Origin of the sequence: Kitasatospora sp. NPDC058406, from assembly GCF_042722765.1 — a bacterium.
Lineage (GTDB): Bacteria > Actinomycetota > Actinomycetes > Streptomycetales > Streptomycetaceae > Kitasatospora.
Window position 1 is genome coordinate 1 of record NZ_JBHXKE010000172.1, and the last position, 21267, is coordinate 21267.

Annotated in this window: 23 protein-coding genes; 14 read left to right on the top strand and 9 right to left on the bottom strand. The window is 74.9% G+C overall.

What is annotated here, in order from left to right; translation table 11 throughout:
* Positions 1–176 precede the first annotated feature (176 nt).
* Both ACFWOG_RS28200 and ACFWOG_RS28205 read left to right on the top strand, forming a co-directional pair.
* Positions 177–767, top strand: coding sequence for a TetR family transcriptional regulator (locus tag ACFWOG_RS28200; protein ID WP_329879277.1), 591 nt, complete (start codon positions 177–179; stop codon positions 765–767).
* 159 nt (positions 768–926) lie between these two features.
* Positions 927–1697, top strand: a complete 771-nt coding sequence (locus ACFWOG_RS28205) for an SDR family oxidoreductase (RefSeq protein WP_329951792.1) — start codon at positions 927–929, stop codon at positions 1695–1697.
* Positions 1698–1826: 129 nt separating this feature from the next.
* On the opposite strand, the gene ACFWOG_RS28210 is transcribed toward ACFWOG_RS28205, so the two are convergent.
* The gene (locus tag ACFWOG_RS28210; RefSeq protein WP_380361509.1) at positions 1827–2096 is read right to left on the bottom strand and encodes a helix-turn-helix domain-containing protein; all 270 of its coding nucleotides are present in this window, start codon (positions 2094–2096) and stop codon (positions 1827–1829) included.
* A 123-nt stretch (positions 2097–2219) separates the two neighbouring features.
* Complete coding sequence (locus ACFWOG_RS28215; protein ID WP_329879274.1) at positions 2220–2486, bottom strand: hypothetical protein; 267 nt, start codon at positions 2484–2486, stop codon at positions 2220–2222.
* A 199-nt stretch (positions 2487–2685) separates the two neighbouring features.
* On the opposite strand from ACFWOG_RS28215, the gene map reads away from it, so the two are divergent.
* The 3 genes from map (at position 2686) to ACFWOG_RS28230 (ending at position 5486) form a co-directional block, all read left to right on the top strand.
* Positions 2686–3453 carry a type I methionyl aminopeptidase gene (map, locus tag ACFWOG_RS28220; RefSeq protein ID WP_329951791.1) on the top strand — a complete coding sequence of 256 codons (768 nt, stop codon included), beginning with the start codon at positions 2686–2688 and terminating at the stop codon, positions 3451–3453.
* A gap of 181 nt (positions 3454–3634) precedes the next feature.
* On the top strand, positions 3635–4540 hold the full coding sequence (locus tag ACFWOG_RS28225) for a universal stress protein (protein WP_380361512.1): 906 nt from the start codon (positions 3635–3637) through the stop codon (positions 4538–4540).
* Between the two features lie 106 nt (positions 4541–4646).
* Positions 4647–5486, top strand: a complete 840-nt coding sequence (locus tag ACFWOG_RS28230; RefSeq protein WP_329951789.1) for a universal stress protein — start codon at positions 4647–4649, stop codon at positions 5484–5486.
* Positions 5487–5540: 54 nt separating this feature from the next.
* On the opposite strand, the gene ACFWOG_RS28235 is transcribed toward ACFWOG_RS28230, so the two are convergent.
* Both ACFWOG_RS28235 and ACFWOG_RS28240 read right to left on the bottom strand, forming a co-directional pair.
* Complete coding sequence (locus ACFWOG_RS28235) at positions 5541–6467, bottom strand: hypothetical protein (RefSeq protein ID WP_329951788.1); 927 nt, start codon at positions 6465–6467, stop codon at positions 5541–5543.
* Positions 6464–7519, bottom strand: a complete 1056-nt coding sequence (locus ACFWOG_RS28240; protein ID WP_380361514.1) for an SPFH domain-containing protein — start codon at positions 7517–7519, stop codon at positions 6464–6466. Before ACFWOG_RS28240 ends, ACFWOG_RS28235 begins: the two co-directional genes overlap by 4 nt.
* A 120-nt stretch (positions 7520–7639) precedes the next feature.
* Here ACFWOG_RS28240 and ACFWOG_RS28245 point away from each other — a divergent pair, with 120 nt between their 5' ends.
* Together ACFWOG_RS28245 and ACFWOG_RS28250 are read left to right on the top strand one after the other, a co-directional pair.
* Positions 7640–8722, top strand: coding sequence for a hypothetical protein (locus ACFWOG_RS28245; RefSeq protein WP_380361516.1), 1083 nt, complete (start codon positions 7640–7642; stop codon positions 8720–8722).
* A gap of 315 nt (positions 8723–9037) precedes the next feature.
* Complete coding sequence (locus tag ACFWOG_RS28250; protein ID WP_355407316.1) at positions 9038–11407, top strand: transglycosylase domain-containing protein; 2370 nt, start codon at positions 9038–9040, stop codon at positions 11405–11407.
* 91 nt (positions 11408–11498) lie between these two features.
* Here the strand turns inward: ACFWOG_RS28250 and ACFWOG_RS28255 are convergent, their stop codons facing one another.
* The 3 genes from ACFWOG_RS28255 to ACFWOG_RS28265 all read right to left on the bottom strand — a co-directional run bounded on the left by ACFWOG_RS28255 (position 11499) and on the right by ACFWOG_RS28265 (position 14041).
* Positions 11499–12785, bottom strand: a complete 1287-nt coding sequence (locus tag ACFWOG_RS28255) for a glycerophosphodiester phosphodiesterase (RefSeq protein ID WP_329951784.1) — start codon at positions 12783–12785, stop codon at positions 11499–11501.
* A gap of 251 nt (positions 12786–13036) precedes the next feature.
* Complete coding sequence (locus ACFWOG_RS28260; protein WP_380361519.1) at positions 13037–13309, bottom strand: hypothetical protein; 273 nt, start codon at positions 13307–13309, stop codon at positions 13037–13039.
* Between the two features lie 186 nt (positions 13310–13495).
* Positions 13496–14041, bottom strand: coding sequence for an RBBP9/YdeN family alpha/beta hydrolase (locus ACFWOG_RS28265; RefSeq protein ID WP_380361521.1), 546 nt, complete (start codon positions 14039–14041; stop codon positions 13496–13498).
* A gap of 240 nt (positions 14042–14281) precedes the next feature.
* Between ACFWOG_RS28265 and ACFWOG_RS28270 the strand changes: the two genes are divergently transcribed.
* The 3 genes from ACFWOG_RS28270 to ACFWOG_RS28280 all read left to right on the top strand — a co-directional run bounded on the left by ACFWOG_RS28270 (position 14282) and on the right by ACFWOG_RS28280 (position 17205).
* Positions 14282–14848, top strand: coding sequence for a DJ-1/PfpI family protein (locus ACFWOG_RS28270; RefSeq protein ID WP_329879263.1), 567 nt, complete (start codon positions 14282–14284; stop codon positions 14846–14848).
* Positions 14849–15128: 280 nt separating this feature from the next.
* A complete protein-coding gene (locus ACFWOG_RS28275; RefSeq protein ID WP_380361523.1) occupies positions 15129–16478 on the top strand; it encodes a serine hydrolase domain-containing protein in 1350 nt (449 codons plus the stop codon).
* A 175-nt stretch (positions 16479–16653) separates the two neighbouring features.
* On the top strand, positions 16654–17205 hold the full coding sequence (locus ACFWOG_RS28280; protein ID WP_355407326.1) for a gamma carbonic anhydrase family protein: 552 nt from the start codon (positions 16654–16656) through the stop codon (positions 17203–17205).
* Between the two features lie 50 nt (positions 17206–17255).
* On the opposite strand, the gene ACFWOG_RS28285 is transcribed toward ACFWOG_RS28280, so the two are convergent.
* The gene (locus tag ACFWOG_RS28285) at positions 17256–18518 is read right to left on the bottom strand and encodes an MFS transporter (RefSeq protein WP_380361526.1); all 1263 of its coding nucleotides are present in this window, start codon (positions 18516–18518) and stop codon (positions 17256–17258) included.
* A gap of 145 nt (positions 18519–18663) precedes the next feature.
* Here ACFWOG_RS28285 and ACFWOG_RS28290 point away from each other — a divergent pair, with 145 nt between their 5' ends.
* The 4 genes from ACFWOG_RS28290 to ACFWOG_RS28305 all read left to right on the top strand — a co-directional run bounded on the left by ACFWOG_RS28290 (position 18664) and on the right by ACFWOG_RS28305 (position 20649).
* Positions 18664–18900, top strand: a complete 237-nt coding sequence (locus tag ACFWOG_RS28290) for a DUF2277 domain-containing protein (protein WP_329879259.1) — start codon at positions 18664–18666, stop codon at positions 18898–18900.
* Positions 18901–19052: 152 nt separating this feature from the next.
* Complete coding sequence (locus ACFWOG_RS28295) at positions 19053–19289, top strand: DUF6296 family protein (RefSeq protein ID WP_329879258.1); 237 nt, start codon at positions 19053–19055, stop codon at positions 19287–19289.
* A gap of 84 nt (positions 19290–19373) precedes the next feature.
* Positions 19374–19658, top strand: a complete 285-nt coding sequence (locus ACFWOG_RS28300) for a DUF427 domain-containing protein (RefSeq protein WP_329879257.1) — start codon at positions 19374–19376, stop codon at positions 19656–19658.
* 103 nt (positions 19659–19761) lie between these two features.
* Entirely contained in the window at positions 19762–20649 is an 888-nt protein-coding gene (locus tag ACFWOG_RS28305; protein ID WP_380361530.1) for a hypothetical protein, read from the top strand.
* A gap of 222 nt (positions 20650–20871) precedes the next feature.
* On the opposite strand, the gene ACFWOG_RS28310 is transcribed toward ACFWOG_RS28305, so the two are convergent.
* A partial coding sequence (locus tag ACFWOG_RS28310; protein WP_380361532.1) for a hypothetical protein occupies positions 20872–21267 on the bottom strand: 396 nt, incomplete at its 5' end.

Here is a 21267-nt window from a genome sequence, read left to right on the forward strand (position 1 = left end):
CCCCCCCCCCCCCCCCCCCCGCCGGACCGGGGCCCGCCTGTCGTCCGCCTTTCACGGAGCTCCGTGCGGGGACACTGGCAGGCGCCGCCCCGGTGCGTCCCGGCTCCTCGTCCGCCCGGTTCGACCTCCTTCAATCTTTCTTGACCGATCGATCTGGAAAAGGCTACGGTTCGGGCATGGCGCGAACCAAGGAATTCGATCCCGACGTGGCGCTCCAGTCCGCTCTGGAGCTCTTCTGGCGGCGTGGCTACGAGGCCACCTCGATGGCCGACCTGGTCGACCACCTCGGGATCGCCCGCGCCAGCATCTACGCCACGTTCGGCAGCAAGCGCGAGCTCTACCTGCGCGCGCTGGAGCGGTACGGGGAGCAGCAGAACCCGTTGCTGCTCTCCGAGCTGTCCCAGCCCGGGCCGGTGCTGCCGGCCGTCCGTGCGCTGGTCCGCCGCTTCGCGGGGGAGTCCGCCGCGGACGGTGAGGGCGGTCCGCGGCGCGGCTGCTTCGTCACCAACACGGCGGTCGAACTGGCCCCGCACGACCAGGGCGCGGCCCGTCGGGTGGAGGCCAGCCTCGGTCACCTGGAGACGCTGCTGACCGCGGCCCTGGTGCGGGCCCGGGTCCAGGGGGAGTTGCCCGAGGGGCGCGACCCGCGGGCGCTGGCCCGGCTGCTGCTGGTGCTGTTCCAGGGCATGCGGGTGATCGGCAAGGCCGGTGACGGCTCGGCGCGCCTGCGGGACGCCTCCGAGCAGGCGCTGGCGCTGCTGGACTGACCCGGGCCGGCCCGCGCCGCGCCCGTTCCCGCCCGGACCCCGTTGCTCCGGTCCGCCTTTCCGTCCGTCGCTCCGCACCACTGCCCGCACCACTGCCTGAACTGCTGTCCCGATATTGAACCGAACGGTCAATTTAGACCTCGATCGAGGAGTCCCCGCATGACCCGCACCACCACGCGCTTCACCGGTACCTCCGTCCTCGTCACCGGCGGTGGCAGCGGCATCGGCCGCGCCGTCGCCCTCGCCTTCGCCCGTGAAGGGGCCCGGGTGGCCGTCGCCGGCCGGACCGCGAGCGCGCTCGCCGAGACGGTCGCCCTGATCGAGGGCGAGGGCGGCACCGCGGTGGCCCTGGTCGGCTCCGTGGCCGACGGCCAGGACGCCGCCCGACTGGTCCGGGAGGCCGTCGAACAGCTCGGCGGGCTGGACATCGCGGTCAACAACGCCGGCATACTCGGCGGCCTCGGCCCGGTCGCCGACGTCGCCGAGGACGACTGGCAGCGGCTGATCGACACCAACCTCACCGGCACCTGGCTCGCGATGAAGCACCAGATCGCCCACCTGCGGGCCAACGGCGGCGGAGCCATCGTCAACATCGCCTCCAACCTGGGCGTCCACATGCGTCTGGAGGGCCTGGGCGCCTACGCCGTCTCGAAGGCCGCCGTCGCCGCGCTCACCCGCAGCGCCGCCCGCGACCACATCGCCGAAGGCGTGCGGATCAACCTGGTCAGCCCCGGCCCGGTCGACACCGGCATGTCCTCCCGCCCGGGCGAGACCGCCGCCGACAAGGCGGACCGGATGAAGGGCGACGTTCCCGTGGGTCGCGCCGGTGCCGTCGAGGAGGTCGCCGCGGCCGTCCTGCACCTGGCCTCGCCCGAGTCGGCCTACACCGTCGGCGCCGACCTCGTCCTCGACGGCGGCATCACCGCCTGAGGTGCGCCGGAGCCACCGCAGCCCCGAACGGCCGGCCCCCCACCCGGCCGTTCGGCCCGTGCGCGACCCGCACGACCTGCATGCCCGTCCGACCTGCGCGACCCGTCCGTCGTGCTCGCCGCGCGGCGGCTACGCCGAGAGCGCCTCGTCGTCGGCCAGGGCGCCGCACGCGGCGGCGAGGTCGTCGAGCGAGAGGCCGAGGGCGTAGGCCAGGGCGGTGACGGTGAAGAAGGCGGGTGTCGGCGCGCGTCCCGTCTCGATCTTGCGGAGCGTCTCGGCCGAGATGCCGGCCGCCGCCGCCACCTCCACCATGCTGCGCGCGCCACGCGCCTCGCGAAGCAGCGCACCGAAGCGCTCGCCGCGCTCGCGCTCCCAAGGGGTCAGCGGAGTCCTCACCATGCCCCGATGGTAGGCCAGCGCCGTGGCGGGAGGCAGCGCCCCCGGTCATCGGCTCCCGTCAGGTTCGTCGCCGACGGCGGAGAGCCACCCGCCCCGCCGCCGCCCCGCGGTCGGCGTGCCCGGTCACCGTGTCCTCAGGGCCCGCTCGCACTCGGCGCAGCGCCGGTCGGTCAGCCCCGGCGGGTACCAGGGCTCGCCCGGCCGGGCGGGCCGGTAGTGCGAGTGCTCCATCGGGCCGGTGTCCAGGCCGCAGAGGGTGCGGGGCTGCGGATCCTCGGGGACGTCCGGGTCGGCGCCCGCGGCGTGCACCGCCAGCACCGCGGGCTCGACTCCGTCCGGGCCGAGTGCCCGGTCGGGCTCCGTCTCGAAGAGGACAACGATCGATCCCATGAACCCAGGCTCGGTGACTCCGGCCGGACCCACATCCCGGGGTGCGCCTTCCGTGGCCCGGACGCCCCGTGGCCCGGCCGGGTGCGGCCCCGTGCCCGGCCGCAGGTCCCGCACGCCCTCCGACCGTGATAGAAATACCGGTATAAGAATTGGAGGCCGACCCCGCGGAGGCGTTGGCTCCTCAGGAGTGAGGTATCGCATGGTGGAGTTCAAGTCGGAGGCGTCGCTGGCGTCGATGCGGGAGGCCGGTCGGGTGGTCGCCACGGCGCTGGCGGAGGTGGAGCGGGCCGCCGCGGTCGGGGTGAGCCTGCTGGAGCTGGACCGGGTGGCGCGCGAGGTGCTGCGGGCCGCGGGCGCGAGTTCACCCTTCCTCGGGTACCGGCCGAGCTTCGCGCCGGTACCGTTCCCGGCGGTGATCTGCGCCTCCGTCAACGACGTGGTGGTGCACGGGATCCCGGACGGCTACCGGCTGCGCGACGGTGACCTCGTCAGCATCGACTGCGGGGCCGTGCTGGACGGCTGGGCCGGCGACGCGGCCGTCAGCTTCACCATCGGCACGGCGCGTCCCGAGGACTCCGAGCTGATCGCCGCCACCCGCCGGGCGCTGGAGGCCGGGATCGCGGCGGCCGTGGTCGGCAACCGGATCGGCGACGTCGCGCACGCGATCGGCAGCGTGGCGCGCGAGGCGGGCTACGGTCTGCCCGAGGGGTTCGGTGGCCACGGCATCGGCCGGCGGATGCACGAGGAACCGGACGTCCCGAACGAGGGCCGTCCGGGCCGGGGTTTCCCGTTGAAGCCGGGGCTGGTGCTGGCGATCGAGCCGATGCTCACCGCAGGCGGCAAGGACGAGCACGCCACCGACGCGGACGGGTGGACGATCCGCACGGTCGACGGCAGCCGGGCCGCGCACGTCGAGCACACCGTGGCGGTCACCGAGGCCGGTCCCCGGATCCTCACGCTGCCGTAGCGGCCCGGCGCTGGCCGCGCCGCCGCGGGGCCTCGGGGCCGCCGCAGGTCCCAGGGGCCGGACGGTCCTCCGGGCGGGGGACCTTGGGCCCTGGGTGCACGGGGCCGCGGCGGGAAGGGTGGTGGGTGCGGCCGGGGAGGTACCCCGCCCGGCCGCTCCGAACGAATGCCGGAGGTCCCCCATGTCCGCTCCCGTCGTGGTCGGTGTCGATGGTTCGCCGGAAAGCCTGGCGGCCCTGGACTGGGCGGCCGACGAGGCGTCCCGCCGCGGCGCGCCGTTGCGGCTGGTGCACGCCTGGCCGAGCCCGGTCACGCCGCTGGCGGTCCTGGGCACGGCCGACCTGGAGCGGCGGCAGGCGGACGTGGTGCTGCGCGAGGCCGAGCTGAGGGCGCGGGACCGGTGCCCGGAAGCGGCGGTCACCGCCGTGCACGTGCCGGGCGACGCGGTGCGCGCCCTGGTCGGGGAGGCCGGTGAGGCCGGGCTGCTGGTGCTCGGTTCGCGCGGGCTGGGCACGGTGGCGGGGTTCCTGGTGGGCTCGGTGAGCCACCGGGTGCTCGGCCGGGCGGCCTGCCCGGTGGTGCTGGTCCGCCGCGGCGAGGACCCGGACGCGCCCGCCGGGGCGGAGGTCGTCGCCGGCGTCGACCCGTACGACGGCGCCGACGAGGTGCTCGCCCACGCCTTCGAGTCGGCCGCGCGGCTGCGGCTGCCGGTGCGCGCCGTGTACGCGTGGACGCTTCCGCCGTCCTACCAGTACGCGGGCATCGCGGCCGGTGTCGACGTGACCGGCGAGATGTCGGCGCAGGCGCGGCGCGAACTGGCCGCCCTGATCCTGCCGTGGCGCGAGAAGTACCCGCAGGCGACAGTGGTGGAGGAGACCGTGAACGCGCGGCCGGCCCGGGTGCTGGCCGAGCGCGCGGCGGACGCGGAGCTGCTGGTGGTGGGGCGCAGGGTGCGCCGATCGCCGGTGGGCGTCCACGTGGGCGCGGTGGCCCACGCCGTCCTGCACCACGCCCCGTGCCCGGTCGCCGTGGTGCCCTACGAGCGGGTGCGCGAGCAGGAGCGGGGCGCGGACGCCGACACCCCGTAGACGTCCCGGCTGCGCCCGGCGGCGTCCGGTGGACGGCGGCGGGCGCGGGTGGGCGACGGCGGACGGCAGGCGGCAACAGGTGGACCCGACAGCGCGGAGGCAACGGATGAGCGACCCGGTACTGGTGGGTGTGGACGGCTCGGAGGCGAGCCTGGCCGCCGTGGACGTCGGGGTCCGCGAGGCCCGGCTGCGCGGCTGCGGACTGAAGATCGTGCACGCGTTCATCTGGCCGCTGATGCACGTGTCGCTCGGCCCCTCCCCGAACGGCCCGGCCGAGGGCGGGCTGCGCCACCAGGCGGAGGGCGTCCTCGCGGACGCGCGACGCCGGGCCCGGGCCCTGGATCCCGCCCTGGAGGTCGAGGCCGAACTCGCCACCGGGGAGCCGCTGGGGGTGCTGGCCGGCCGGTCACGCCGCGCGAGCCTGGTCGTGGTCGGCAGCCGCGGGCTCGGCCGGTTCAGCGCCCTGGTAATCGGCTCGGTGGCGGTGCACCTGGCGGCGCACGCGGCCTGCCCGGTACTGATCGTCCGCGGCCGGCCGGATCCGGAGGGCGACGTGCTGGTCGCGGTGGACGGTTCGGGCGTGGGCGCGGAGGCGGTGGGCTTCGCCTTCGCGGAGGCCACCGCACGGAGGGCCCCGCTGACCGCTCTGCACGCCTGGCACCCCCACACGGGTCCGGCCGACCGGGCGGAGCCGGTCCCGGCCGACGCGGTGGTCGGCTGGCGCGAGAAGTACCCGGACGTCGACGTCCGGATCCGTCTGGTGGAGCAGCACACCCGCCCGGCCCTGATCGAGGCGAGCCGCGACGCCCAGCTGATGGTGGTCGGCGCCCGCGGCCGGGGCGGCTTCGCCGGTCTGCTGCTCGGTTCCACCAGCCAGGCGGTCATCCAGCACGCCCACTGCCCGGTCGCGGTCGTCCGCCACACCGAGGCCGCAGGCCCGGCCTGAGCCGTGTCCCGGGTCGCGGGGCCGCGACCCGGGGCGTACGGCCCCGCCCGGGCCTCAGACCAGCAGCCGCAGCCGGGCGGCGGCGACGCCGACCCGCACGGTCTGGCCCCAGGCGAGTTCCAGGGCGTCGCTCTCGATGCCGTCGCCGAACGCGACCAGCCGGTCCGACTCGACGGTCAGGACCAGCCGGTGGCCTGCGTCGAGCAGCCCGTGCACCCGGCCGGTGCCGGTGGCGGGGGAGGGCCAGGCCTCGCGCACGAACCAGGCGAGTGCGGCGGCGTCCGGCCCGGGCAGGGCGAGCGGGGCCCCGCGCTCCAGCCAGGCGGAGCGGCACCAGCCGGTGCCGCCCGTGCCGGTGCCGACCAGGACGCCCGAGGACGCCTGGGCCTCGCCGGCGTCGGGGCCGTCCGGAGCGTCCCCCGGGAGGCCCTCGACAGCCAGGCGGTAGCGGGCCGTCTGGTGGCCGGGCTGCCCGACGTAGACCTCGTTGAGCGCGAGCAGCCGCTGGGTGTCGTCGGCCACCGCCTCGACCATCGTGCGCTCCTCGACGCGCCGCGAGACCCCGGGGCCGGCGGCGGCCGGCAGGAGCAGCGGCAGCGCGTCCGCGCGGTGCCGGACCAGGACGCCGGGGTTGCGGCCGGGGTCGGCGTCCACCCCGATCACGGGTTGCCCGGCGAGGTACTTGGCGACGTTCGCGACGAGGCCGTCCTGGCCGACCACGACCACCACGTCCTCCGGCTCGAAGAGGAACCTGGGCAGGTCGGCCCGTTCGACCCGGGTGCGGCGCCAGTCGAGCGGGACGGCGCCGGCGGCCCGGGCCAGGGCCTCGGCCTGCCGTCGGTGGCGCCGCTCGACGTCCTCGATCGAACGGCCCCGGCTGTGCAGGAAGTACGAGGCCTGGCCGGGCGTCCCGTGGTGGGCGACCAGTTCCTCGTACTCGGTGCGGCGGTGGACCAGGACCGCCCGGGGCGCGAGCGTCACCGCGCGCCCCCGCCGCCCGCCGTACCGCCGCCCGCCGGACCGTCACCCGCCGGACCGCCCATGGCGCCGAGCTTGGCGAGCAGGCCGGTGACCAGGTCCGGGGTGAGCGTGAGGTTGTCGATGCGCGGCAGGTGCTCGGCCAGCCGCATGAGGGCGAGAGCCCGCAGCACGGCCGGGTCGGCCTGCTGGTGGGCGGCCAGCCAGGCCGCCTCGCTGGAGGCCCGGGCGTCGCCGAGCGCCCGGGCGGCCTCGGCCTCGGCGACCGCGAGCCTGCTGCGGCGCTCGGCCTCGGCGTCGGTGCGGATCCGGTCGGCGGCGGCGTCGTCCTCGGCCTTGAGCCGGGTGTTGGCGGCCTGCTGGGTGATCAGCTGTTCCTCCCGCCGGGCGAGTTCGATCCGGTTGGCGAGTTCGTTCTCGGCGATGCCGCGCTCGTGCTCGACCGCGACGGCCCGTCGTTCGAACGTGGCCCGGTCGGCCTCCTGCTGGACCAGTTCGCGGGCGGGGGTGCGCAGCGCGCGTTCCACCTCGGGTTCGGGGCGCAGGGCGACGACGCGGACGGCGATGACGGCGAGCCCGGTCTCGGCGAGCCGCGGTTCGGCGGTGAGACCGGTGGACATCCGGTCGCGGACGGTCGCGACGCCGTCGGCCAGCGCCGCGGCGAGCGGGGTGCGGGCGAGCAGGCCGAGGGCGTGCTGCTGCGCGGTCTCGGTGAGCAGGGTGGCGAGCTGGTCGAGCGGGGCGGCCCGCCAGGCGCCGGTGTCGGGGTCGATGCCGAAGTCGACGCGGGTGGCGGCGGTGGCCGGGTCGGTGATCCGGTAGGTGAGGGTGGCCTGGACGGTGAGGTCCTGGAAGTCGGCGGTGCGGGCGTGGAAGAGCATGGCGAGTTCGCGGTCGTCGACCGGGACTTCGGAGAGGGCGGCGGTGAGCGGGCGGAACCAGAAGGCGAGCCCGGTGCCGTCGTGCGTGAGGCGGCCGCGCCGGAAGTGGCGGATGTGGGCGGTCGGGACGGCGCGCAGGTGGCGCAGTCCGAAGCGCCTGGTGATGTCGGCCATGAGTGCGTTCCCCTTGTCGTCACGCCGACGATATGGGGCGCCACTGGATCTCGTCAAGGTGACGAGAAGGGAAGTCCGGCCCGGTCGCGGGAGCCGTGGGAGGATCGGCTGGTGCTGAGGATGCGAACGAAGAGGCCGGCGACGACGCACCCCGCCGGCCCCGGGGCGGCCGTGCGGCTCTCCACCGCGCTGCTCGCCGTCTGCACCGGCGCCTGCGCCGTCCTCGCGGTCGGCGCACCGCCCGCCCGCGCCGCCGACGGCCCCGGCGAGGCGTTCACCCTCACCGACCCGCGAATCACCGAGTCCAGCGGGCTCGCCGCCAGCCAGGTCCACCCCGGCGTCTACTGGACCCACAACGACAGCGACGACGGCCCGTACGTCTACGCGGTCGACTCCGGGGGCCGCACCGTCGCGACCGTCACCCTGCGCGGCGTCGAACCGCGCGACGTCGAGGCGGTCTCGCTCGGTCCGGACGGTCGGCTCTACCTCGGCGACATCGGGGACAACCTCGGCGGCAAGTGGCCCGAGGTCTGGATCTACGCCTTCGCCGAACCCGCCGAACTCCGCGACCAGACGGTGGAGGTGGCGCGCTACAAGGTCCGCTACGAGGACGGGCCGCGCGACGCCGAGGCGCTGATGGTCCACCCCGTCACCGGCCGCGCCTACATCGCCAGCAAGCGGCAGGGCGGCGGCGGCCTCTACCAGGGGCCCGAGAAGCTCTCCCCGGCCGGTGTCAACACCTTCCGCCGGATCGGCGAGGTCTCGTGGATCACCGACGGCGCCTTCTCCCCGGACGGCACCAGGCTCGTCCTGCGCGGCTACTTCTCGGCCGCCCTCTACCGTTGGAAGGACGGCGCGCCGGCCCCCCTCGGCGCGCTCACGACCCCGTTCCAGCAGCAAGGCGAGTCCGTCACCTTCAGCGCGGACGGCCGGGCCCTGCTCTACGGCAGCGAGGGCAAGGGCAGCCCGGTCTGGCGCGCGCCGCTGGACGACGGTCAGCTTCCGGACACCGTGAAGCCGCTGCCCCGTCCGACCGCCACCCCGACGCCGGGTGCCGCCGCCCCGCCCGGTGGTGCGTCGCCGGACGCGTCGGCCCCCGGGGGCTCCTCGGACGGTCCTTTCGACCAGGCCCTCGGCGTGCTCTTCCTGGCGGCCGTGGTGGGGGCGGTCCTGGGCCTTCGGCGGAAGAGGAAGAGCGACTGACGGCGCCCGCCGGGCGCCCGTCCGGTCCACTCGCGCGGGCCGCGCCGGGCCGGCCCGGGTACCCGGGCCTGCCTGCTCCGCAGGACCGCCGCCCGTCCGCCCCTTCGGTCTGTCCGTGCGCCGTCGGCCGGCCGACCGGCTGCCGCCGCCTTGATCCAACCGTCGGCACGTGTGCGAACGGGCGCCTCGTCCGGCGGATCGTTCGTCGACCCGCCCACCTGCCGTCGCCAACCAGGCCGATCTGTCGCCGATTTGTGACCAAGGTTGGCCAACACCGGCCCCTCGCGCGGTTTTCGTGGACGTAGTGTTCCGACTATGTCACGGAGAAGCCGCCGCAACGCCTCCCCGGAGCCCTTCGACACCTGGGTGCCACGTCCCCGGCGCCGCGAGACCCCGTTGGGCCTGCTCGGCCACGGGGTGAAGTTCCTCGGTTACAGCACCCTGGCCGGCGTCCTGCTGGCGGGCATCGCCCTGCCGGCGGCCGGCGCCCTCGGCCTCGGGGTGAAGAACAGCGTCGACGGATTCGACAACATCCCGGACGACTTCAGGACCCCGCCGCTCACCCAGGCGAGCTGGATATACGACTCGACGGGCGGCCTGATAGCCAAGGTCTTCGAGCGGGACCGCACGGTGCTCGCCGCCGACCAGATGTCCCCGCTGATACGCCAGGCCCAGGTGGACATCGAGGACGCCCGCTTCTACGAGCACGGCGCGGTCGACCTCAAGGGTGTCCTGCGGGCCATCTCCAAGAACGCCGAGAGCGGCGCCACCGTCCAGGGTGCCTCGACGCTGACCCAGCAGTACGTGAAGAACGTGAACGTCGAGAAGGCCGGTGACGACCAGGCGGCCGTGCTGGCGGCCCAGCGCAAGACCCTGGGCCGCAAGATCCAGGAACTCAAGTACGCCATCAAGCTGGAGGAGGAGCTGACGAAGGAGCAGATCCTCACCAACTACCTGAACATCACCTTCTACGGCCGCCAGGCGTACGGCATCCAGGCCGCCTCCCAGCGGTACTTCAGCAAGGACGCGAAGGACCTCACCGTCCCCGAGGCGGCGACCCTGGCGGGGCTGGTGCAGAACCCCTCCCAGTACGACCCGAAGCTCCACCCGGTGGCCGCGCAGAAGCGCCGCGACACCGTCATCGACAAGATGGTGGAGAACAAGCACCTCACCCCGGAGCAGGCCCGCGAGGCCAAGGCCGCGCCGCTCGGCCTGCGCTACAAGGAGCCGCAGAACGGCTGCATCACGGCGCAGTCGGGGATGGGCTTCTTCTGCGAGTACGTCCGTCGGGTGGTCAAACAGGACCCGGTCTTCGGCAAGACCGCCGCCGAACGCAAGAAGCTGTGGGACCAGGGCGGCCTGGCCGTCCACACCACCCTCGACCCGGTCAAGCAGGCGGCCGCGCAGAACGCGGTGACCAAGCGGGTCAACGTGACCGACCCGGTCTCCGCGGCGATGACCATGGTGGAGCCGGGCAGCGGCCGGATCCTGGCAATGGCCCAGACCCGCCCGTACGGGCTCGACCCGAACAAGAACCAGACCGTCGTCAACTACAACGTCGACGCGGCGATGGGCGGTGGCAACGGCTTCCAGCCGGGCTCCAACTTCAAGCCGATCGTGGCCGCCGCCGCCCTGGAGGCCGGCCTGCCGGCCACGCAGTCCTACCCGTCGCCGAACCGGATGGAATGGCCGACGATGAGCACCTGCGACGGCACCTGGAAGAACCTGGCGAAGAACGACAAGAAGAACGGCACCATCCCCAACGAGTCCGCGGGCGAGGTCGGCCCGTACCAGCTCAAGGAGGCGATGGCGCTCTCGGTCAACACCTACTTCGTGCAGATGGAGCAGGAGATCGGCCTCTGCGCGGTCAAGCAGATGGCCAACAAGCTCGGCGTGGCGGGCAAGGCGAGCGGCAAGCCGCTGGAGGAGCTGCCGGCCCTCGGCCTGGGCACCCAGGAGGTGAGCCCGCTGGCGATGGCCAACGTCTACGCCACCTTCGCCGCCCGCGGCACCTACTGCGCGCCGCTCGCGATCAGCAGGATCAGCACGGTGGACGGCAAGGAGATCCCGGTCAGCCCGCCCAAGTGCGACCGGGTGCTCTCCGAGAACACCGCCGACGTCATCAACACCGTGCTGCTCGGCGTCACCGAGAAGGGCGGCACCGGGCGCGACCTCGGCCTCGACGACGACCGGCAGATCGCCGGCAAGACCGGTACCAGCGACGAGAAGAAGTCGGCCTGGTTCAGCGGCTACACCGGCAACCTGGCCGCCTCGGTCTGGCTGGGCGGCCCGGCCAAGGGCGTGCCGATGAAGAACATCAGGATCGGCGGCCGGTACTACGAGGAGGTCTTCGGCGCCACCGGCCCGGGACCGATCTGGCAGATGGGCATGAGCGACGCCGTCAAGGGCATGCCCGAGAAGGAGTTCGCGACCGTCCACATCCCGGACCCGCCGCCGAAGCGCGACCCGTCCGGGAGCCCCACCGGTTCCGGTGGCTCCCCGTGGCCGGGCGGTTCCGCGACGGACACCGCGCCGACCTGGCCCGGCGGGCGCAACACCGCCCCCGGACGGCCGCGCACCTCGCAGCCGACCCAGCCGGCCAAGCCCGTCCAGCCCGTCCAGCCGCAGACCAAGCCGGACGAGCAGGCGCAGACACAGTCCGACGACGGGTCCGCCGACGGCTGACCCCGGCCGGGTCCGGCGACGCGCCGACGACCGTGCCCCGGACCGTCCGAGACGGTCCGGGGCACGGTCGTTCAGCCGGGAGCGCCGGGTGTCAGTGCACGCCCTTGGCGGCCCAGAAGTCCTGGCGGGCCAGCACGCTGGTGTCGGTCTGGTCGGTGAAGAACCCGTCCACGCCCAGCTCGTACAGGTACCGGGCCCAGCCGATCGCGTCGCCGTACGCGTTCGGGTCGGTGCCCTTGCGGTAGTCGAGCGGCAGGAAGCCGTTCTCGTTGCGCACCGTGTAGGGGTGCAGCAGCAGGCCGGCCGCGTGTGCGTCCCGGACGAGCGTGGTCGGCGGAAGGAGCTTGCCGGTGGCGTCGACCGGTGCGATCAGCTGCGTGGTCGGGCCGATGCCGTGGGCGAAGCCGGCGATCCAGCGCAGCCCGGCCGGGGTCACGAGGTCGGCCACCGTGCGCCGGTCCCCGGCCAGCTCGAAGTCGTACGGCCGGCTGGCCGCGCCGCCGAGCAACTGGATCCGCGGGTTGTCGACCAGCTTGGCGAGCCGCTGGAGACTGCTCGGCTCGAAGGACTGCAGGATCGCCCGCCCGTTGCGCCCGGCCAGCCCGGTGCGGCGCAGCTCGTCCGCGAGCCGCTCCTCCAGGGGCAGGCCGATCGACCGGAAGTAGCTGGGGTGCTTGGTCTCCGGGTAGACCCAGACGTCCCGGCCCAGCTCGCGACCGCGCTTGCGGGCGAAGTCGGCCACCTCGCGGAAGGTGGGGATCGCCCAGCGGCCGTCGTAGACCGTGTTCCGCTGACGCTGCTGCGGCAGCCGCTCCTTGGCCCGCAGGGTGCGGAGCTCGGCGAGCGTGAAGTCCTCGGTGAACCACCCGGTCTGCGCCGCGCCGTCGATGGTCTTCGAGGTCTTCCGGCCCGCGAACTCCGGGTGGTCGGCGACGTCCGTGGTCTCGGTGATGTTGTTCTCGTGCCGGACCACCAGGTGGCCGTCCTTGGTCGGGACGAGGTCCGGCTCGATGACGTCCGCGCCGAGCTGGAGGGCGAGGTCGTACGAGCCCAGGGTGTGCTCCGGGCGGTAGCCGGGGGCACCGCGGTGTCCGACGATCAGCGGGTGCGGCAGCCGGTCCAGGCCGGTACCGGTGCGGACCGGCGGGCGGGTGCCGGACGGACGGCCCGCGGCGGCGGCGCGCTCGTCGGCGGCGGGCTGCTCGGCGTCCGGCCGGTCCCCGCCGGGGGCCGCGAAGGCCTCCCCGGCACCGGCGGTGGCGAACGCCGCCGCGCCGATCCCGGCCGCGCCGGTGGCGCGCAGGAAGCGGCGGCGGGAGGATCCGGTGCCCTCGGCGGGCTCCGCCGGGCTGCTGCCGTCGAGCGGACGGTTCGTCATGGGTTCTCCTTGGTCGCCCTGGTGGCGTGGCGTCGGGGTCGTCGCCCGCAGACTAGGAGCCGTCGCGCCCGGCCGGGTGGCCTCCGGGCGAACTGCGGGAGAAGTTCCGACACCCACCGCCCGCCCGGAGAACGGGACCGCCCCGCCAACCGCTCCCGTCACGCCCGGGCAACCCCGCCCCGGGGAACGGGAGGGGGCCGGCCGCGGTCACGCACCGGGCCCGGCCCCGGCCCGGGCGAGCCGGGCGCCGGTCAGCCCGCCGCGGCGCAGAGGGCGTAGGTCTTCTCCGCGTGCAGCAGGGACTCCAGCTCGGGGTACCCCTGCTGGCGGTAGCTGTAGTAGGCGACGGTGTACTCGACGTCGCACCTGTAGGCGGCGGCGACCTGCTCGACCGGCTTGGGGTCGACCGTGAGGTCCCCGGTCGTGGCGCCGGGCGGGGCGGCGGCCTGGGCGGCCGCCGTCCCGGTGAGCAGGGCGGTGGCGCTGAGCGCGAGGACGGCGAACGAGCGGGAGAGACGGTTCATCGGTGCACACCCTTCGGGTAGTCGGTCTGCCCCGATTCTGTCCGGAGGGCTGATCCACTTCCCATCCCCGAAGTCTGGGATGCCGGCCGGTCCGCCCCGCCGGCGGCCCCCGTCGTCACCGGCTGCCGAGTCCGCGACCGCCGGGTCCGCCGCCGCCGAGTCCGCCGCCGCTGCGCCGTCGTCGTGTCAGAGCCCGGCGAGCAGCTGGCGGCCCTCCGGCCAGTCGCCGAGCCCCGAGTCGGAGTTGAGGTGCCCGTACGCGCCCGGCTCGACGTAGCGGGCGCCCCAGGAACCGGCGAAGTGGCGGGCACGGTCCGGCGTGACCCACGGGTCGTCGGTGCTGGAGACCACGACGGCCGGGAACGGGAACCGCGGCAGGGCGACCGGACGGAAGCCCAGGAGCTCGGGGACGTCGGCGTGGTCGATGTCGGCGGGGGCGACGAGCAGGGCGCCCCGGACGAGAGCGGTCTGCGCGGCCGGCGCCCCGGCCACCCAGCGGGCCACCGTCGCGCAGCCCAGGCTGTGCGCCACGAGCACCACCGGCCCGTGCGCCGCCGCCGCAACGATCGCCGCGTCCACCCGGGCCACCCAGTCCACCGGGTCCGGGTGGTCCCAGTCCGCCTGCTCGACCCGGACGAACGCCGGGTCGCCCGCCTCCCAGCGGCTCTGCCAGTGGTCCGGGCCGGAGCTCTGGTAGCCGGGCAGGACGAGGTAGGTGGTGCGGTCCGACATCGGGGCGGATTCCCTCCGTGGGCAGGGGTGCGGGCAGCAGGGAGTCTAGGCGCAGGCCGTTCAGGGGGCGTGCACCGCCCATGTCCGGCGCACGGGGGCGCACATGCGCCGTCGGATGCCCGTGCGCCCTGTTGCGCGGGCGCCGTACGGCGCGGAACGCTGGGTGCGGCCCGCGCCGGGATCCCATCAGGCGGGGCCTGTCACAGAACTGACGATCGATCGATTCGGAGGGATGTCGCGATGGCATCGAAGATCCTGCTCGTCACCGGGGACGCCGCGGAGTCACTGGAGGTGTTCTACCCCTACCAGCGGCTGCGCGAGGAGGGCTACCAGGTCGACATCGCGGCCCCTGCCAAGAAGCGGCTCCAGTTCGTCGTGCACGACTTCGTCGACGGCTTCGACACCTACACCGAGAAGCCCGGCTACACCTGGCCCGCCGACGTCGCGTTCGCCGACGTCGACCCGGCCGACTACGTGGCGCTGGTGATCCCCGGTGGCCGTGCTCCCGAGTACCTGCGCAACGATCCGGACGTGCAGCGGATCGTCCGGCACTTCTTCGAGAGCGAGAAGCCGGTCGCGCAGATCTGCCACGGCCCGCTGGTTCCGGCCGCCGCCGGGGTCCTGGCCGGGCGCACCAGCGCCGCCTACCCGGCCCTGGAGCCGGACGTGCGGGCGGCCGGCGCGAGCTACGTGGACGGCGAAGCGGTGGTCGACGGGGTGGTGGTCTCGGCGCGGGCGTGGCCCGACCACCCGGCGTGGCTCCGGGCGTTCGTCGAGGTGCTGCGGGTGAAGGCCCCGGTCGCCTGATCCCGAGGCCGGTGCCGGCCGCCGCCCGGCCGCCGCCCCTGAGTCTCCGCCCCTGAGTCTCCGTCCCGGCGTCTCCACCCCTGGTCGGAGGCGCACCCCGAGGCCCGTCGGGGGCGCCGCCGACCTGAGGGTGAGCGACACGCGACAAAGGATGGGACCAGGGGCGGAGAAGGTCCGGACCAGGGGCTGACGCCTCCTTCGTGTACGGCTGGCAGAGTGTCAGCTGCCATGGAAGGCAAGGGTGTTGTCGACACCCGTCGGCGCTGATTCGGGAGGCATCATGGCCGGGACGTACAGGGGAACGGTGGACGGCGGGGTCGGCGGCGAGACCGCGGACCGGGCGGGGGTGGCGAGGCCCGGGCGCCGGCGCGGCGCGGCGGTCCGCGTGCTCGCGGTCGCGCTGGCCGGCGCCGGCCTGGTGGGCGTGGTCGCCCCGGCGGCCGGTGCCCACGGCGCGCCCGGGCGGGACGGAGTGGTCGTGGCGGGAGCCGGGAAGGGCGTCGACGTGAAGGCGCTGGACGACGCGGTACGCAGGATGGTGGAGCAGGGCGGGGCCTCGGCCACGCTGGCGAGGGTCAGCGAGCGCGGCCGGTCGGTGTGGAAGGGCGCGGCGGGCACCGCCGACTTCGCCACCGGACGGAAGGCCGGCGCGGACGGCCGGTTCCGCATCGGCAGCGTCACCAAGACGTTCGTCTCCACGGTGGTTCTCCAACTGGTCGCCGAGGGCCGGCTGAGCCTGGACGACAGGGTCGAGCGCTTCCTGCCCGGCCTCGTCCCCGGTGGACGCGACATCACCGTCCGCCAGCTGCTCGACCACACCAGCGGCCTCTTCAACTACACCGAGGACGACGCCTTCGCGCACGAGGAGAGCGCCGAGTCGATGCAGCAGTGGCTCGACACCGGGCGCTGGACGGTCTACCGGCCGGAGCAGCTCGTCGCGATCGCCAACGGCCACCAGCCCTACTTCGCGCCCGGGCAGGGCTGGCACTACTCCAACACCAACTACGTCGTGATCGGGCTGCTGATCGAGCGGGTCACCGGTCGCAGCTGGGCCGACGAGGTGGACCGCCGGATCGTCCGGCGGCTCGGCCTGACCGCCACCTCGATGCCGATCCACTCGACGACCGTCCCCGGTCCGCACGCACACGGCTACTACAAGCTGCCCACCGGCCCGGCCGACGTCACCGAGCTGGACCCGAGCATGGCGGACGCGGCCGGCGCGGGAATCTCGAACACGGCCGACCTCACCACCTTCCTCAAGGCCCTGCTCGGGGGCCGGCTGCTGCCCGCCCGCCTGCTGGCCGAGATGAAGGCGGTCACCCCGCAGAGCGGCGAGGCGCAGTACGGCCTCGGTCTCCAGCGGACGCCCACCGCCTGCGGCGACGTCTGGGGCCACGCCGGTGGCATCCCGGGCTACAACACGTTCGTGTTCGGCGACGCCGACAACCGCCGGCAGTTCGCGGCCTCGGTCAACGCGTACGACGTCTCGGACCTCCCGGCCACCAACGCGGCGTTCGACAACCTGATCAACACCGGTGTCTGCGGCGGCCCGCCGCCGGCCCCCGCCGCCGGTGCGCCCCGCACCGTCGTGCCGTCCGTGGAGGGCGTGCTGGACGGTCCGCGCACCTGACCGGTGCCCGACGGGAACTGACCGGCGCCTGACCGAGTGCCGCTCCGGACCGGCCGGAGCGGACCCGGCCCGGCCGGCGCCGGGTCGGCAGGCCCGGGCCCCCCGGCCGGTCCGGCGGCCGGGGATGCCATCATGGCCCGCACCTGATGGGCGGTCGTCACCGGGAGGACGCAGCATGGCAGAGCCGTTGATAGCCGAGGTCGCGGGCCGGGCACCCGCCGTCGACCCGACCGCGTTCGTCGCGCCGAACGCGGTCGTGGTCGGCAGCGTGACACTCGGTGCCGGGGCGAGCGTCTGGTACGGCGCGGTGCTGCGCGGCGACGCCGAGGCGATCACGGTCGGCGCCGGCAGCAACGTTCAGGACAACTGCACGCTCCATGCCGACCTCGGCTTCCCGCTGGTGATGGGCGAACGGATCTCGGTCGGGCACAACGCCGTGCTGCACGGCTGCGTGATCGAGGACGACGTCCTGGTCGGGATGAACGCCACCGTGCTGAACGGTGCCCGGATCGGCGCCGGCTCGCTGGTGGCGGCCGGTGCCGTGGTGACCCAGGGCACGGAGGTCCCGCCCGGTTCCCTGGTCGCGGGCGTCCCCGCCAAGGTCCGGCGGGAGCTGACCGAGGACGAGCGCGCCGGCATCAAGGTCAACGCGGAGGGGTACCGCCTGCTGGCCGAGGGCCACCGGGACCTCCGTCCCGTCCCGCCCGCCCCCGGCGCGCCCGCGTAGCGGAGCCGCCCTGGCCGGTCCCGGCCAGGGCGGCTCCGGTCGGGTACCGCTCAGCAGCCCGCGCCGGCCCCGGCGCCCACCACCCGGTCGCCGGCGTCCGCGCGGACGTCGGCCTCGGGGGCCGGAGCCGGGCCGGGAGCGCTCGACGGGCTCGGCCCGGCCAGTGCCTTCCGGCGGCGGTCGAGGGCCCAGGCGAGCACCGCGATCACCGCCCCCGAGGCCGCCAGCCCGGAGCCGACCAGCGTCGGCGAGGTCCAGCCGAGCCCGGCGTCGAGGGCGAGCCCACCGAAGTACGCGCCCTGGGCGTTGGCGAGGTTGAACGCGCCCTGCACGGTCGCCGAGGCGAGCGTCGGCGCGCCGCGGGCCTCGCGCAGGACCAGGGTCTGTACGGCCGGCACGATCGCGAAGCCGAACAGTCCGACCAGCACCACCGTCACCGCCGCCGACCACTCGGTGCGTGCGGTCACCGCGAACAGCGCCAGTACGGCGGCGAGCAGCAGGAACGCGGCGCAGACCGTCGGTCGCAGCGCGCGGTCGGCCGCGTATCCGCCGAGCACGTTGCCGATCGTCATCCCCACCCCGAACAGGGCGAGCACCAGGGTCACCGACCCGGTCGCGTACCCGGAGACCTCGGTGAGCAGCGGGGTGATGTAGCTGTAGCAGGCGAAGAACCCGCCGCAGCCGAAGACCACGGTGGCCAGCGCCAGCCAGAGCTGGCCGCTGCGGAACGCGCCCAGCTCGTGCCGGAGGCCGGCCTGGGCGGGGGAGGGCAGGTGCGGGACCAGCCGCGCGATCGCGATCGTCCCGGCCACGCCGATCACGACCACGACCAGCATCGTCGCCCGCCAGCCCAGGTGCTGGCCGAGCAGGGTGGCGGCCGGTACGCCGACGATGTTGGCGACGGTCAGGCCGGAGAACATCACGGCGACGGCCCGGGCCCGCCGGTGCGGGGCGACGAGTTCGGCCGCGGCGACCGCGCCCGCGCCGAAGAAGGCGCCGTGCGGCAGCCCGGTGATCAGCCGGGCGGCGGCCAGGGACCAGAAGTCGGGGGCGACCGCGCAGAGCAGGTTTCCGGCGGCGAAGAACCCGGCGAGTGCGACCAGCACCGTCTTCCGGGGCCGGCCGGCGGCGAAGGCGGTGAGCAGCGGAGCGCCGACCACCACGCCGACGGCGTAGGCGGAGATCAGCCAGCCCGCCTGCGGGATGGAGACGTCCAGGTCGCCGGCCACTTGGGGGAGCAGCCCCATGGCGGCGAACTCGGTGGTTCCGATGGCGAAGGCGGTCACGGCCAGGGCGACCAGCGCGAGAGGCAAGGGGATACTCCGGGACGAGCGGGAGGAGTCAGGATTGTTCGGCCGAAATCCTAATCCGGTCTGATGACCACACCGTGTGGCGGTCATGGCGGACCGGTGACGTACGGGGGTCGCCAGTCGGGCGCTCGCGCGCAAGACTGGGAGCATGTGCCGCAGTATCAAGACGCTGAGACCACCCGTGACGCCCGACGCCTCCGAGGAGGACTTCCGGGCGGCAGCCCTCCAGTACGTGCGGAAGGTCTCCGGTTTCCGGGCCCCCGCCGCGCACAACCGGGAGGCTTTCGACCGGGCCGTGGACGCCGTGGCCGAGGCGACCGGGCGGCTGCTCGACGAACTGGAGGTCCGCGGCGCCGTCGCACGGTCCGCCGGAGCCTCGGCCTAGCACCGGCCACGGGCCCGCACCGGCTCGGCGGCGGCGACCAGCGCCCGGGGCCGTGACGAGAGGCGACGACCAACGGCAGACCGGCGGTGACCCGGAACGACCCGGAGTGACCGGCAGGACGAGCAGGACGAGCAGGGACCAGGAGGCCGGCGATGAGTTCAGCCAGCCGTTACGCACTCACCTTCCCCGGCACCCCCGGCACCCAGGCCCCGCAGGACGTCGTGGTGGTCGCCCGCACCAGCGCGACCGGCCCCGGCGGCCACCCGGTGTACGAGGACGCCAGCGGCATCGTCCGGGCCGAGATCAGCGACGCGGGGGAGGTGCGGATGCTCGCCAGCGGAGGCCACCAGACGCCGCACTTCCCGGTCCACGCCGAACCGCTGCCCTGAGCCCGCCGCCACCGGGCTCCGCCCACTGTCCGGAACCCGCCCCGACGGCCGGGCCCCGCGCACGGCGTCGGGCAGAATCGCGGTATGACCACAGCGAGCTGGCAGGGCACGGTCATCGCCGAGAGCGATGACACCACCGTCGTCGAGGGCAACCACTACTTTCCGGCCGACTCGGTGCGCGCCGAGTACCTGCGCCCGTCCGACACCACCACCGTCTGCGGGTGGAAGGGCACGGCGGCCTACTACACCCTCGACGTCGACGGGCTGACCAACCCCGACGCGGCCTGGTACTACACCGACCCGAAGCCGGAGGCGGAGCACGTCCGGGACCGGGTGGCGTTCTGGCGCGGGGTCGAGATCACCGGGTGACGCGGCGGGGCGGCGGGGGGCGGCACGCGGCCGTGGCGGGACCGTCACAGGACCCGGACACCGGTGGTGCGTACCGCGCCGCACCACCGGGTACCCGCAGAACATGGCAATCTTCAGGAAGCCGGGACGCGGGAGTGAGCCCGAGCCGACCCCGGACCGTGTCGCCGACGAACTCGCCGAACTGGTCGAGGAGCTGGAACGCCCCGTCCCGGAAGTCCCAGGCGGCCCCGTGGGACAGGTCGTCGAGTACGGCGCCGGCGTCGAACGCGGCCGCCGGCGAGGTGCCCGGCTGGTCGCCGACATCGCCCGTCGGCTCGGCACCCGCGGTCAGGCCGCGGCCAGGGGCGCCGTGTACGGCGGCCGGGCCCTCGCGGAGCAGCTGATCCACACGGCGCCGCGCATCCCCGTCCGCAGCCTCTCGACACTGCGGGCCCAGCACCCCGGTGCCGCCGACCCCGACAAGCTCGCCGAGCTGCTGATCGTCGGCGCCGGCCGGGCCTCCAGCGCCCTCGGCGCCGGGGTCGGCGCCGCCGCGATGCTCCCGGTGCCTCCTGCGATGCCGCTGGAGATCGCCGCCGAGACGCTCGCCGTGGCGGCCGTCGAGATCAAGCTGATCGCCGAACTCCACGAGGTCTACGGCGTCCCCGCCCAGGGCAGCACCGCCCAGCGGGCCACCGCGTACGTCACCGCCTGGGCCAACCGCCGCGGCATCGACGGCTCCCTGCTCGTGAAGCCGGCCGGCCTGGCCGCGATGGCCCTCGGCTCCGAGGTGCGCCAGCAGGTCCGCCGTCGGCTCACCCGCAGCTCGCTGCGCCGGCTGCCCTCCCTGACACCGCTGCTGGTGGGCGCGGGGATCGGGGCCACGGTGAACCGCCGCGACACCCGCAAGCTGGCCCGCGAGGTCCGCGAGGACCTGAAGGGCCGCCTCCCGGTGGACCCGGGCTACTGGTCGGCCGCCGCCCCGGTGCACCGGGGCGAGTCGCGCGGCTGACCGCCCGCCCCCGGCGCCGGGCACGGGGTGCCGGGGGCGGCGGGACCGGGCCGGGCAGGCGCCGCCGGGACGCAGGGCCCGACGCGGAACCGCCGTCCGAACCCGGCCGCGGCACCCGTGCGCGGACCCGGCACCCGTGCGCGGACCCGGTGGCCGAAGGAAGGCCGAAGCCTCCGGGGCCCGGGAAGTCGAGGGAGCCCCGAGAGCCGTCGGCCCGTGCCGTCAGCCCGCCGGGGGTGACGGCGCCCCGGCGCCCCGCCCGGACTTGACGCCGTTGACCATCGCCTGGTGGACGGCCCGCGCCGCGGCCTCGTCGGACGCCGGCACCGGGCTTCCCGCCACGCTGTACCAGTCCAGTGCCCCCGTGTACTGCACGGTGAGGCGGGCCTCACCGTCCACCCACGTGGTGTGCACGGTGAGGTCGCCGGAGATCGGGCCGACCTCCGCGGTGGTCACTCCGCCCGGTCCGCTGATGATCGACTGGGTGGTCCAGGTGGCCCACGAGGCACGGGGGTCCACCGGCGGATCCACCGGTCCGGCGCCGCGCGTCCCGGCCGGTTCCGGTGCGGCCGGGCCCTGCCCGGCCGCACCGCGCCCTGCTGTGCCCTGCGGCTGGTC